Source organism: Carnobacterium pleistocenium FTR1 (assembly GCF_000744285.1).
In the GTDB taxonomy this organism is placed as follows: Bacteria; Bacillota; Bacilli; order Lactobacillales; family Carnobacteriaceae; genus Carnobacterium_B; species Carnobacterium_B pleistocenium.
This window is the reverse complement of the sequence record NZ_JQLQ01000002.1, coordinates 623,106-637,350: the sequence shown is the minus strand read 5'-3', so window position 1 is coordinate 637,350 and position 14,245 is coordinate 623,106. Positions and strand designations below refer to the sequence as shown.

Here is a 14,245-nt window from a genome sequence, read left to right as displayed (position 1 = left end):
TCTGATACCCCTTATTCACATTAGATTTTTTTTCTGACGTTTCTCTTATTAATAAAACTCTTTTAGTCTAGCAAATAATCAACGAGCTTCTATGATTTCTAGCCCTTCTTTACGCCCTACAATAATAGTGTTCACTCGGTCTAAGAATAAGCCGTGTTCCATAACTCCGGTCAAACCATCTAACCATGTTGCTAATGAGTGAGGATCTTCTATTTTAGCCATGTGCAAATCAATAATGTAATGCCCACCATCTGTTAGAAAGTTCTCCCCATCAGCCTTCTTTCTCATAGTTGGATGGAAACCTTTTTCTTCAAAAATACGTACTAACTGTTGGCTGCCATACGTCATAACTTCTACTGGCAAAGGAAATGAACCGAGTGTCTCGACCATTTTACTTTCATCAACGATCCATATTACTTTTTTTGAATAATCTGCAACAATCTTTTCGAATAAAAGAGCGCCACCGCCACCTTTGACGCCTTGATAATTGGCATCAATCTCATCTGCACCATCTATCGTTAAATCCACTGTTTCAACTTCATCAATGGTTTTTAATGGAATGCCCAGGTGATCCGCTTGTTCCTTTGTTTGAGTTGAAGTCGTCACTCCGGTAATAGATAATCCCTCTTTAACACGCTTTCCTAAAGCTTCAACCAAGTAATAAGCCGTTGATCCAGTTCCCAGACCTACAACCATGCCTTCTTTTACATATTCTGCAGCTTTTTCTCCAACAAGTTGTTTTAGATTCATTATTTTACTCCTCCTACTTTATGCCTGTATTCTCTATTAGTATAGCATAATGCCAAATATATAGAGCGCTAACATTCAAAAAAATACAATAAAAGCTGGAACAGCTTACCTATTCCAGCTTTTACTAACAAATTACTTAACGGGACAAACTAGTGCTAAATTGCTTGCTGCTTGTCCACTTATCAGCTTTACGAGACAAACTAGCGTTAAATCACCTGTTGCTTGTCCACTTATCAGCTTTACGAGACAAACTAGCGTTAAATCACCTGTTGCTTGTCCACTAATTTTTCTTTGTTTTTCTTTCGAGCCTATACGTCGAACTCCGCATCCTTATTAGTTGAGCTACGAGACCCAGACACTTTGTAAAAAAGATGGAACATCTTCTTTGTGATTTCCTGTTTTTACTGCGTGTCTTTCGGGGTCTCTTCGCATCCTTATTTTCTGTGCATTTTGAATTCTAGGAAGTAGTCATTATAGATATTGATGTATTCAGGTCCGAGGTCTTCGTAGACTTCTAGATTTTCCATTGTTTCATCATTTGGATAAAATTGTTCATCTTCTGTTATCTCAGCTGGTAAAAGTTTCATGGCCTCTTGGTTAGGAGTAGAATAGCCGACGTATTCCGCATTTTGAGCTGCATTTTCTGCTTCCAGCATAAAGTTTATAAAGGCGTATGCTGCATCAAAGTTTTTAGCTGTTTTTGGGATAACAAAATTATCGAACCATAAGTTTGAGCCTTCACTTGGAATCACGTAATGCAGATTTTCATTTTCCCACAACATTTCAGAGGCTTCTCCAGAAAAAGTAACCGCAACTGAAGCTTCTTCTTGGATCATATACATTTTGATTTCATCCGCAACAATAGCTTTTACGTTGGGTGTTAAACTTTCTAATTTTACAGCTGCTGCAGCTAATTGGTCATCCTCTTTTGAATTCAAAGAATGGCCTTCACTATCTAATGCCAATCCGATAACTTCACGTGCTCCATCGATCAACATCAGTTCATTTGTTAATTCTTCACTCCATAAGTCATCCCAATGCTGGATAACATCTTCTTCTACAAATTTATCATTATAAATAATTCCCAAAGTCCCCCAAAAGTAAGGAATGGAGTATTGGTTGTTTGGATCAAACTGTTGATCTAAAAATTGAGCATCAATATTATTAAGACCGCTTAGCTTTGAGTGATCCAATTCAATCAGCAAGTTTTCATCGATCATTCGTTCAATCATGTATTCACTAGGAACGGCTAAATCATAATTCGTTCCCCCTTGTTCAATTTTTGTATACATTGCTTCATTAGAGTCGAAGGTTTCATAGGTTACTCGATAACCGGTTTCCTCTTCAAATTTAGTGATCAATTCTGGATCAATGTAATCTCCCCAGTTATACAAATTCAAACTATTTTCTCCAGTAATTCCTTGGGACTTTTCTAACTGATTAGCTCCAAGATATAACCCTCCACAGACTACTAGAATAGCTAAAACAATGAATCCTAATTTTTTCATCGGATGCCCACCGCCTCAGCATGTTGATTTTTTTTATTTTTCTGTTTTTTTGTCATATTGTGTTGTTGGATAAAGTAATAACCAATCACAAGGATCAAGGCAAAAATGAACATCAAAGCACTTAACGCATTGATTTCTAAACTAACTCCTTGTCGTGCTCTGGAGTAGATTTCAACTGCTAACGTTGTAAACCCATTTCCGGTCACGAAAAAAGTCACCGCAAAATCATCCAGTGAGTAAGTGAAAGCCATGAAATAGCCGGCTAAAATACCAGGAGTGATACTTGGGAAAATTATTTTTAGTAATACTTGCCAAGTATTTGCACCTAGATCTCGAGCTGCTTTGATCATCGTGTCATTCATTTCTTGTAATTTTGGCAAAACCATTAAGACGACGATTGGAATACTGAAGGCCACATGAGCTAATAACACCGACATAAAACCTAAGCTAAACCCGATAAAGGTAAACAAGATCAAAAAACTTGCCCCAATAATAACATCAGGTGAAACCAGTAAAATGTTATTAAAACTTAATACGGCATTTCTTGTTTTCCTTTTCTTCAAGAAATAGATCCCAATCGCTCCAAATGTCCCAATAATCGTAGCCAGCAAAGCAGACAGTAGCGCTATGAGAAGCGTGTCTAAAACGATCCCAATCAAGCGGGTATCTTCAAATACGGCTATATAATTGTCTAATGTGAAACCTGTAAAACTGTTCATTGTCCCACCATCATTAAATGAATAGAAAATCAAGAAGGCGATTGGGGCATATAAAACGCCAAAGACAGAAATAAGGTAGAGATTAGACCATTTAAATTGCTTTTTTTTCATTTACGAACGGCCCCTTTCTTTTTCTTTTCTCCTGTAAAGAGCATGATGAGGATCATGGCAATAATCAATACAACACCAATCGTTGAACCCATCCCCCAATTTTGGGTGACTAAGAAATGTTGTTCAATAGCTGTACCTAGTGTGATAACGCGATTTCCTCCGATTAAGCGTGTCAGCATAAAGAGGGATAAAGAAGGAATAAAGACCGCTTGGACACCACTTTTAACGCCATTTAAAGTTAGCGGAAATACCACTCGTTTAAATGTTTCCAAGTTATTCGCACCTAAATCGCGACTAGCTCTGATAAATGAAGGATTCATTTCTTCAAGCGCATTGAAAATAGGTAAAATCATAAATGGAATTTGAATGTATGTCGCAACAGCTAAGAAACTAACATCAGTAAATAAAATTTGCTGTCTTCCGATTCCCACAAAAGAAAGGAAGTCATTTACTGTTCCATTTGCACTAAAAATCCCAATAAAAGCATACGCTTTTAATAGTAAATTGATCCAGGTGGGCAGAATAATCAGTAACAGCCACAATTGTTTATGCTTTGTCTTGTTTAATAAATACGCCGTTGGGTAACTAATGATCAAGGTGAATAAAGTGATAAGGAACGCGTACCAAAATGAATTCAGGGTCATTCTAAGGTATGTACCTGATTGAAAATACGTTTGGTAATTTCCTAAAGTAAATTGCCCCTCAACGGTGAAAAATGATTGATAGACAATTAAAATCAAGGGAGCAACAACAAATAAGAGCAACCAAAAGGTGTACGGTATAAAATAGAACACATTAGATTTTTTTGTCATTTTTCTCCCCCTATTCTTCTTCGTAACTTTCAAGACGTGCATCAAAATCTTGTTCTGTTTCATTAAATCGCATAACGTGGATATTTTCAGGTTCAAAGTACAAACCGACTTCCTCTCCAACGATTGCTTTTTTAGTTGAATGGACCATCCATTCATTGTTATCTCGGTCATATCCAATGATTTCATAGTGCACACCACGAAACAATTGCGTATCTACTTTAACCGTTAATTTGCCTTTTTCGACCGTTGTTAAGACTAAATCTTCTGGACGTAAAACAATTTCAACTTTTTCGTTAGGCTTCATTCCTGCATCGACACACTCAAAGGTATGCCCCACAAAAGATACTTCATAATCTTGAACCATCGTGCCTTTAATGATGTTGCTCTCTCCGATAAAATCGGCGACATAGCGATTGATTGGTTCATCGTAAATATCTACTGGTGTGCCACTTTGAATAATTTCGCCATTTTTCATTACAAAAATCTCATCACTCATAGCCAAAGCTTCTTCTTGATCGTGCGTGACAAATACGAATGTGATGCCCAGACGTTGTTGCAATTCACGCAGCTCATACTGCATTTCAGTTCGCAATTTTAAATCAAGTGCCGATAAAGGCTCATCTAATAACAAAACTTCTGGTTCATTTACTAATGCACGTGCAATGGCTACTCTCTGACGTTGTCCACCAGACATTTCGCTGATTGCACGATCTTCATAGCCCGATAATTGAACCATTTTCAACACATCTTCTACTTTATCTTTGATGACTTTTTTATCTAATTTTTTGATTCGTAAACCAAAAGCTACATTTTCAAAAACATTCATATGTGGAAACAATGCATAATCTTGAAAAACCGTGTTTACTTTACGTTTGTTTGCAGGAGTATCATTCACTTTTTTTCCTTTTAAAGTAATGGTCCCTTCAGTGGCTTCAGTAAAGCCAGCAATCAAATTTAAGATAGTCGTTTTTCCACAACCGGATGGTCCAAGTAAGGTATAAAATTTTCCTCGTTCGATTTCAAAATTGATATCTCTTAATACCGGTTCATCATCATCGTATTGTTTTTTTACTTTTTCAAAGGTAATTATCCTATTATTTGTCATTTCTTTTGCTCCCTTATATGAATTTTCACTTCTTTACCAGCTATCTTTAATAAAAATTTAGTGTCCAAATTGATCAAAGGTATGAATCGGTCACTACTACTAATAATAAACTCTCACCGCTATACTGATTAATAATACGATGACTTTGTGTAGCATGAAAATAAATGGATTCTCCCTTTTTAGCAAAATACCGTTTCAGACCTATCTCGATACAAATTTCTCCTTCTAATACATAACCAAAGGTTTCAGCTAACGAAGGACTAAATTCTTTAAATTGGCCTTTCTCGGTCAATTTCAGGAAAATAGGTTCCATTTCATTCTCATTGGATTCAGGAACAAGCCATTTGATCTCATATCCTCTTTCGTTGTCTTCATAGATAGTCATCTCATCTTTTGTGTAAACGACGCGCTGTTCTTCTTGCTTTTCATCAAAAAAGTCTTTTGGACTGCATCCTAAAACTTCCAAAATATCAAAAAAGACTTCCATTGATGGAACACTTAAATCTCTTTCGACTTGAGAAATATAGCCTTTACTTACATTTGTCCGTTCTGCTAATTCTTCTTGCGTCAAATTTTTTTGAATTCTTAAATTTTTAATTTGATTCCCAATTTCCATGAAAACTCTCCTTCGAGCGTCTTAGCTTACTGTTAGTAAACTAAGAACCACTAATGTTTACCTTTAGTAAACTCGATGTTTACTACAACCTTTTATATTATAAATCCTTTTAACTAAAAAGCAAACAAAAAAATCGTATCCATTAGAAACTGAATACGATTTTTAACTGCTTTATTAAGTTGTTTTTTGTACGAATCGCTCTTCTCCGATAATTCTTACTTCAGCTTCTAACCTAACGCTATTCTTTTCAAAAATAACCGTTTGGATATGGTGGATCAATTCGATGTAGTCTGTCGCTGTTGCATGATTAATGTTTACAATAAATCCTGCATGCTTCATCGAAACTTGAGCTCCACCCCATATCTTCCCTTGTAATCCAGCTTCTTGAATCAATTTCCCAGTAAAATAACCTGTTGGTCGTTTGAAAACACTGCCACATGAAGGGTATTCTAAAGGCTGCTTTGATTCCCTTAAAAGAGTCAATTCATCCATTCTTTCCTTTATATCCGCAGAATGTCCTTTTTTCAATTGGAAAACAACTTCTAAGACGATGTCTTGAATTTCTTGTATTCGGCTATGGCGGTAACTAAATTCTAAATCTTGGTTATCAAATGTTTTTAATTCACCTTCACGTGTCAATACAGTGACCGATTCAATGATTTCACTCACTTCGCCATCATAAGCGCCTGCATTCATATAAACGGCTCCTCCGATACTTCCAGGGATCCCACATGCAAATTCCAATCCGGTCAATTCGCTTTCATAAGCTGCATAAGATGCATCAATCAAACGTGCTCCACTCTGAACACTCATTTTTTTATTTTCAACTTTAATTTGTTTCATTTCTGTCAATATCATAACAACGCCATTTATTCCACCGTCTTTAACGATTAGATTACTGGCCTTGCCTATAACCGTTAACGGCAAGTCTTCTTCTTTCACCCACATCACAACATCTTTAACTTCTTCTGCTGTTTTTGGAAAAACTAAAATATCAGCTGGCCCACCGGTTTTTGTATAAGTATAAAAAGACAAAGATTCATTTTCTTTTATCATTAGATTTGGGAACTGTTTCTTAATTTCTTTGATTAACATAGTATTTAGTACCCTTTCGCATGAGTTGAGCCTGCTGCTCAACTTTTTTGATAGATTGAATAGCTAAGGGGTTATCCTTAACATTCTTAGTTTACCATGCAATGTTTCTTTTTTGTAGTTTGGAACGTCTTTCTCTTAAAATATTTAGTAATTTCTTAACATAACTTTCGTTCTAAAAAAAGGTTTGGGATAATTATCCCAAACCTTTTTGCCTATTAAAATGCTTATTTGACAACTAGCTTTCTTATTTTAATTTATTCAAGTAATCATAGCGTTCAAATACTTCTGATTCAGCTATTCCAACCAGGATCGTTCCTTCTTCTATAAGATAATCTGGGCTAAAAGAAACGTCCATCCGTTTTTGACCCGCTTTTCTGATTCCAATAATGTTGATCTCATATTTTTGACGTAAATTTAATGCATCGAATGTTTTTCCAATCCAACGAACGGGCGGTTTAAATTCAATAACTGCATAATCTTCATCTAAATCAACAATATCAGTGATGTGTTTTCTTAGAAAATTTTTAGCTACCCGTGCTCCCGCTTCTTTTTCAGGGCGTATGACTTTGGTTGCTCCGATTTCATAAAGAACTTCCATAAAAGATTTATTTTTTGCTTTTGCAATAATAGAAGCTATTCCTAGTTTTTTACAGTTCATGATAGCTAGAACACTAGCTTCTAGACTCGTACCTGTTGCAACGACTACTACATCACAATTTTCTAATCCAATACCTCTTAAAAAATTCAAATCTGTAATATTTCCTTGAACCGCCTGGGTTACATAAGGTTCTATGCGTTCAATATTGTCTAAATCGATATCGACCGCAATAATTTCACAATTAAATTCACTTAATTCTTTGGCAATTGATGATCCAAAGACTCCAAGTCCTAATACACCGATTGTTTTTACTGGCATTTCACTATTCTCCTATCCAATTAAAATGGTTGTTTTTGCATATAATTGATCTGCTGTTTTTCTACTTTTGCGACTCAAACTTAACAATATGGTAATGGGTCCGATTCTGCCGATAAACATCAACATCATTAATACGACTTGACTGATGTGTGATAATTCTGGTGTTAAATTCATACTGACTCCTACTGTTCCTAACGCAGACACAGCTTCAAACAGCAAATTTATGAATGGCTGATCTTCCACTAACATTAATGCGCCTACGCCAGCTAATAGGAAGCAAGTAAAGGTTACCACAATAACAATCGCGCGACGAATAGTTTCAAATGGAATCGTGTGACGAGCATAATTGACATGTTTTTGTCCCTTTATTTCGCTTACGATCAATAACGCTATTAATGCAAACGTTGTCGTCTTGATTCCCCCCGCTGCTCCACCGGGAGATCCACCGATAAACATCGTACCAATAAAAAATAATAATGAAAAAGGTTCTACTAATTCATAATCAAGTGTAGCAAAACCTGCTGTTCTCATAGTTACCGTTTGGAAAAATGAAGCTAATAATTTTTCTCCAAAAGTGAAATTCCCAATTGAATTAGGATTGTTCCATTCAACGATTAGAAAGACAAGTGTTCCAACCACAATCAAAATTACGGTCATATTGATAGCCAATCGAGTATGAATTTTCAACATGCGATATGATTGTTTCCATCCTTTTCTAAATTTATTTTTTAGAATGGATTGAACATTATGAGTCACATCAAACCAAACGGAGAAACCGATACCTCCTAGAATAATTAAAGACGTAATCACCAGATTCACCAAAGGATCATGAACATACTCTTGTAGGCTATAAGCACCTATATTATCGAATCCTGCATTACAAAATGCAGAAACGGCTAAAAATAAAGCAACAAATAGACCACTAGCGAACCCAAATTCCGGTACAAATCTAAAAGCCAATAAAAACATACCTGTTCCTTCGATAATAAAAGTATATTTAAGAATGGAAACTAAATACATTTTAAAATCACCTAATTCACTACGGTTAAGGGCTTCTCTAACCGCAATAGTGCTTGAATAATGCATTTTTTTTCCCATTCTCATAATCAACGTTGCCAGAATAGTCATTAAGCCAAGTCCGCCTATTTGCATGAGAATGATACAGATGATTTGACCAAAAACAGTATACGACGTTGCTACAGGTAATGTGAACAGCCCAGTTACACAAACCATGGAAACTGCCGTAAATAAATTATCAAAGTACGTTGTTTCTGAAATTTCAAGATTACTTATAGGCAATGATAATAAAAGCGATCCTATAACGATTACACTTATAAAACTAACGGCTATTTTTACAGCCGGAGGAATACTTCTAAGCTTTTTCGAGAACATTCTTTTCTCCTCTTTCTTTCATTTTCATATACGAATGTATTATATTCTTTAGTACGTAAAAGTAAAGCCTTATTTTGGTTATAAAAAAATTTTCAAACTTATTTATTATTACTGCTTTTTTCATACTCGTCCACCATCAGTTGGCATATGCGATGGCTTTCTAAAGAAGATTCCATACTGACAGGATTTTCTTTACTTTGGAATCCAGCTATTGTTGAACGAATCAAAGGCGCAAAACCTCTTTTTTCAAGTGTTTGTTCCCAGTCCCCAAATGAAAAGACTTGTTTTTGTTCAACGGTTTCAACTTCATAATCGGTTAGGTTTCTTACACGATGAGTCCCTGTCAAAGACTGAACTTCAATAGATTCAGTATTTGCCCCAGAAACGTAATTCATTGTGGCGATACAATCCGTATGTTCTGTCGTCAGGTGTAATACGCACGTTTTCAAATCGCCATTTTCTTCTTTTATATTAAAAGAAGTTTTGATAATCGGTTCATCTAATAAAAATAGCGCTGTATCAACAACATGAATAAATAAATCATAAATGGCATACTTTACGCTGCCTAAACTATTCGGTTTCGTTTTTTGAACCAAGATCATATTTTTATCGGAAACGTTCTTCAGTTTTTGAATCATTGGAGCAAAACGACGATTAAAACCGGTGATTAGTAAAACGTTTCTTTCTTGCGCTAAGCCCATTAGTGATTTTACTTCATCAATATTTTCGCTGATTGGTTTATCTACATAGACATGGATCCCTTTTTCAATGCATTGTCTGATGAGAGCTTCATGAGTGTGAGTAGCAGTATGTATAAAAACAGCTTCGATACCACTGATGAGTAATTCTTCTATAGAAGCATATAGATTTTTTATGCGGTATTTTTTACCAATAGTCGTCAATTTTTCTTGATTTCGTGTGAATAAATGCCAGTCTATTTCCTCATCCATGGCCATCATTACTGGAAGATAAGCTTTTTGAGAAATATTTCCTAACCCAATGATTCCTATTTTCATTATTTGGACCTTCTTTCTTCTCATTTTCATTTTCACCTCATATCCTATCATATTTAATATCTTTTTACTCTGTTTATATGCATGAGAGTTTACTATTCTTTTTAGTTTTGTACAATAAGGTTAAACAGTTAATTTAGGAGGAATCAATTGATGAAATTTATCTCATGGAACGTCAACGGTTTGCGAGCTATTATTAAAAAAGGATTCATGGAAATTTTCGAAGATTTAGATGCTGACTTCTTCTGTTTACAAGAAACTAAACTCCAAGAAGGTCAAATTGAACTGGAATTACCAGGATACTATGCTTACTGGAATTATGCAGAAAAAAAAGGCTATTCAGGAACAGCTATTTTCACAAAACACAAACCTTTATCTGTAACTTACGGTATCGGCAAACCAGAACACGATCAAGAAGGACGTGTCCTCACTTTAAGCTATCCTAATTACTATATTGTCACCTGTTACACACCTAATGCTCAAAGCGAATTGGAGCGTCTGGATTACAGAATGCAATGGGAAGATGACTTTCTATCTTATTTAAAAATATTAGATTCCGAAAAACCTGTCATTCTTTGCGGTGATTTAAATGTAGCTCATGAAAATATCGATTTAAAAAATTGGAAAACAAATCAGCTAAGTGCTGGTTTTAGCAATGAAGAGCGCCTAAAATTTTCCATCTTATTAGACAATGGATTTATTGACACTTTCCGGTACTTTTACCCTGATTTAACAGGTGCTTATACTTGGTGGAACTATCGCTTTAACGCTCGTAAAACGAATGCTGGCTGGCGAATTGATTACTTTTGTGTTTCTGAGCGTCTGCAAGATCAATTACAAGATGCTAAAATCCTTGATGACATAGTTGGATCAGATCATTGTCCAGTAGAACTGACTCTAAAAGATTTAGTTTAAACCCTTTTTCACTTTAAAATTATCAGTTAGCCTAGATGTAAGAGAATATTGTTGCAAAATTATTTTATAAATTATATACTATCAAAGATGAAATCAATAGTTTTCCATAAGGGAGTAACTGGCAGCAATAGCTGTGGCAACATCACCAACAAGTAGATTTGCAACAATCTTCTGGTGTTGTCTTAAATAGTGAGACTTATGCACATTGTCCTCTATAAGGACAATTTTGCATACGTCTCTTTTTTTATCAAATTTACTAATATCAATTAAAGGAGGCTATTAGACGAACAAAAACAAGCTTAGTTAATGATTTTTGTTGTTCTCTATACTGATCATTTCTAGTCAATAAAACTTGTTTGATGCAAGTGTATATGCTACTATTTTTGGTAAATGTATTATTTCTTCTTAACAACCGATTTTACAAACAAATACTTATTTGTGAGTAAGGCGGCTAATTTTTTTATGAAAGGGTGTATCAGTTGGAAAATTATCAAAAAGATCAAGAAACATTATTAAAAGAATTACAAACTTCACCTGAAGGATTACAGGAATCCGAAGTCAAAAAGCGCCAAGAACGTGATGGTTTAAATGAATTAAAACAAAAAGCAAAAGATTCCGTGCTTAAGTTATTTTTAGCAACTTTTAAAGATGCTATGGTTATTGTATTGTTAATTGTGGCGGTCATACAAATGGCCCTAGGTTCAGTGGTCGAATCATTGATCATTTTCGCCGTCTTAATGATCAACTCTGTCATCAGTGTTATTCAAACAAAGAAAGCTGAAAGCTCTCTCGATGCTTTGTCCAGTCTTTCAGCCCCCGAATCAAAAGTAATTCGGAACGGGATTAAAATAACGATTCCCGCAAAGGAACTAGTTGTGGGAGACATCGTGATTTTAGATGCTGGAGACTATGTTCCAGCTGATGGACGACTGTTAGAAGCTGGATCGCTTCAAATCAATGAAGGAATGCTCACTGGTGAATCTGTTCCTGCAGATAAAGACATTGCTATTGTTGAAAAAGAAGTACCCATTGGTGACCGTTCAAATATGGTTCATAGTGGAACTTTAGTAACATATGGTCGCGGATTAGTCATTATTACAGGTACTGGTAATAACACTGAAATTGGTAAAGTTGCTGATTTGATTGATAGTGCCGTGGCTAAACAAACTCCATTACAAAGAAAACTAGATGATTTTAGTAAAAAATTAGGTTTTGGTATTCTTATTCTTTCCATTCTTATCTTTGCTATTCAAGCAGCTCGCATTTTCTTTGGTGGTGCAACAGATGTGAATACAGAATTATTAAATGCCTTTATGTTCGCCGTTGCGGTTGCAGTAGCTGCTATTCCTGAAGCTTTACAATCAATCGTTACAATCGTTCTTTCTACAGGAACAAATAAAATGGCTAAAAAACATGCTATTATCCGTAAACTTCCAGCTGTTGAAACTTTAGGTTCGACAAGTGTTATTTGTACAGATAAAACCGGTACATTAACACAAAATAAAATGACGATCGTTGATTACTTTTTGCCAAATAAACAAACTGGCGAATTTAATTCTGCTCCTGAAACTTGGACAAAAGACGAAGCTCGTTTAATGCAGATCGCTGTTTTAGCAAATGACTCAAATATTAATGAAGAAGGACAAGAACTTGGTGACCCTACTGAGGTTGCTATGATTGCTTTCAGTAACAAAGTAAACAAACCTTACCACGAATTGCGTAATGCTTACCCTAGATTAGCTGAGTTGCCATTTGACTCAGATCGTAAGTTAATGTCTACTGTTCATGAGATTGACGGCGAAAACCTTATGTTAACCAAAGGTGGTCCAGATGTCGTTTTTGGTCGCAGTTCAAAAATATTTATTGATGGAGAAGTTGTTCCTTTAACAGATGAAAGATTAAAAACTTTATCCGATCAAAATGAAATTTTTTCAGATCGTGCTCTACGTGTATTGGCTTTCGCATATAAACCAGTTTCTGAAGGACAAATCATTGAATTTGAAGATGAAAATGATTTGATTTTAGTTGGTTTAGTGGCTATGATCGATCCACCTCGTGAAGCTGTTTATGGCGCTGTAGAAGAAGCTAAAAAAGCCGGAATCAAGACGGTCATGATCACAGGAGACCATAAGACAACTGCACGTGCAATTGCTCGTGATATTGGAATCTCAGAACCAGATGATATAGCTTTGACTGGTCAAGAATTAGATGCTCTAAGTGAAGAAGAATTAAATGCTAAATTAGAAAAAATTTCTGTTTATGCTCGTGTTTCTCCTGAAAATAAAATTAGAATCGTCCGTGCTTGGCAAAATAAAGGCAAGGTTTCTGCTATGACCGGAGACGGCGTTAACGATGCTCCAGCCTTAAAACAAGCAGATATCGGAATTGCAATGGGTAGTGGGACTGACGTTGCTAAAGATGCAGCGGCTATGGTTTTGACTGACGATAACTTTGTTTCAATCATCAGTGCCGTTGAAGTTGGACGTAACGTATTTGATAACATCAAGAAAGCAATTGCTTACCTATTCGCTGGTAACCTTGGGGCTATTATCGCAATCATAGCTGCTTTGATTATGAATTGGGTAAATCCTTTTACAGCTTTACAATTACTATTTATTAACTTAGTAAATGATTCTGTTCCTGCTATTGCATTAGGAATGGAAAAAGGTGAGCCAAACGTGATGGAACGTGACCCTAGAGATCCAAATGAGGGCATCTTTGCAGGTGACACTTTAAGATCTGTTCTTTATCGTGGTACGTTAATTGGTATTGCGGTTATTATTTCACAATATATTGGATTAGGTTATTCAAATCAAATGAGTGTTGCTATGGCCTTTACAACACTTATCTTAGCTCGTACATTACAAACATTCCCAGCACGTTCAAATACGCAAACAGCTATTGGAGCAGGTTTCTTCTCTAATATCTATGCTATTTACGCAGTTCTATTCTGTTCTGTTTTGTATGGTATCACAGTTCTTCCAGGTGTCCGTTCGGTCTTTAATATTCCGGCTTCATTTGGTTGGGAACAATGGGGAATTGCTGCAGGTTTAGCTGTAGTTGCCGTTATCCTAATGGAATTAGCTAAATTTATCCCTCATAAAAAAGAAGCTTAAAACTAGCTGATTTATTATGAAAACATGTGGCTAGTCTATAACTAGCCAAGCATATAAAAAGATCTGTTTATCAGGAAATTGATAAACAGATCTTTTTTGTACTATACATCTCGATTATTTAAAGATAAGGCTTAAATTTAGGTCTCTATTTCTTTTTATTGGAAAATTACTAGTAAC

Annotated in this window: 12 protein-coding genes; 2 read left to right on the top strand and 10 right to left on the bottom strand. The window is 35.5% G+C overall.

Annotated elements, in window-relative coordinates:
* Positions 1-78 precede the first annotated feature (78 nt).
* The 10 genes from rpiA to BP17_RS03170 form a co-directional block, all read right to left on the bottom strand.
* Complete coding sequence (rpiA, locus tag BP17_RS03215) at positions 79-750, bottom strand: ribose-5-phosphate isomerase RpiA (RefSeq protein WP_035051592.1); 672 nt, start codon at positions 748-750, stop codon at positions 79-81.
* 434 nt (positions 751-1,184) lie between these two features.
* Entirely contained in the window at positions 1,185-2,258 is a 1,074-nt protein-coding gene (locus BP17_RS03210; RefSeq protein WP_035051590.1) for an ABC transporter substrate-binding protein, read from the bottom strand.
* Positions 2,255-3,088 carry an ABC transporter permease gene (locus tag BP17_RS03205; RefSeq protein ID WP_035051588.1) on the bottom strand — a complete coding sequence of 278 codons (834 nt, stop codon included), beginning with the start codon at positions 3,086-3,088 and terminating at the stop codon, positions 2,255-2,257. Before BP17_RS03205 ends, BP17_RS03210 begins: the two co-directional genes overlap by 4 nt.
* Positions 3,085-3,900 (bottom strand): ABC transporter permease, encoded by an 816-nt coding sequence (locus BP17_RS03200; protein ID WP_035051585.1) that lies wholly within the window; start codon positions 3,898-3,900, stop codon positions 3,085-3,087. The genes BP17_RS03205 and BP17_RS03200 overlap by 4 nt, the downstream gene beginning before the upstream one ends.
* Positions 3,901-3,910: 10 nt before the next feature.
* On the bottom strand, positions 3,911-5,005 hold the full coding sequence (locus tag BP17_RS03195) for an ABC transporter ATP-binding protein (RefSeq protein WP_035051582.1): 1,095 nt from the start codon (positions 5,003-5,005) through the stop codon (positions 3,911-3,913).
* Positions 5,006-5,078: 73 nt separating this feature from the next.
* Positions 5,079-5,621: a helix-turn-helix domain-containing protein gene (locus tag BP17_RS03190; protein WP_035051580.1), complete on the bottom strand. Its 543-nt coding sequence runs from the start codon at positions 5,619-5,621 to the stop codon at positions 5,079-5,081.
* A 174-nt stretch (positions 5,622-5,795) separates the two neighbouring features.
* Positions 5,796-6,716 (bottom strand): UDP-N-acetylmuramate dehydrogenase, encoded by a 921-nt coding sequence (murB, locus tag BP17_RS03185; RefSeq protein ID WP_035051578.1) that lies wholly within the window; start codon positions 6,714-6,716, stop codon positions 5,796-5,798.
* 244 nt (positions 6,717-6,960) lie between these two features.
* Complete coding sequence (locus BP17_RS03180; RefSeq protein ID WP_035051576.1) at positions 6,961-7,632, bottom strand: potassium channel family protein; 672 nt, start codon at positions 7,630-7,632, stop codon at positions 6,961-6,963.
* A 12-nt stretch (positions 7,633-7,644) separates the two neighbouring features.
* Positions 7,645-9,024, bottom strand: a complete 1,380-nt coding sequence (locus BP17_RS03175; RefSeq protein WP_051910428.1) for a TrkH family potassium uptake protein — start codon at positions 9,022-9,024, stop codon at positions 7,645-7,647.
* Positions 9,025-9,122: 98 nt separating this feature from the next.
* Complete coding sequence (locus BP17_RS03170) at positions 9,123-10,040, bottom strand: Gfo/Idh/MocA family protein (RefSeq protein ID WP_035051574.1); 918 nt, start codon at positions 10,038-10,040, stop codon at positions 9,123-9,125.
* 150 nt (positions 10,041-10,190) lie between these two features.
* On the opposite strand from BP17_RS03170, the gene BP17_RS03165 reads away from it, so the two are divergent.
* Together BP17_RS03165 and BP17_RS03160 are read left to right on the top strand one after the other, a co-directional pair.
* On the top strand, positions 10,191-10,952 hold the full coding sequence (locus BP17_RS03165) for an exodeoxyribonuclease III (RefSeq protein ID WP_035051572.1): 762 nt from the start codon (positions 10,191-10,193) through the stop codon (positions 10,950-10,952).
* A 479-nt stretch (positions 10,953-11,431) separates the two neighbouring features.
* Entirely contained in the window at positions 11,432-14,068 is a 2,637-nt protein-coding gene (locus BP17_RS03160) for a cation-translocating P-type ATPase (RefSeq protein WP_035051569.1), read from the top strand.
* Positions 14,069-14,245: the final 177 nt, after the last annotated feature.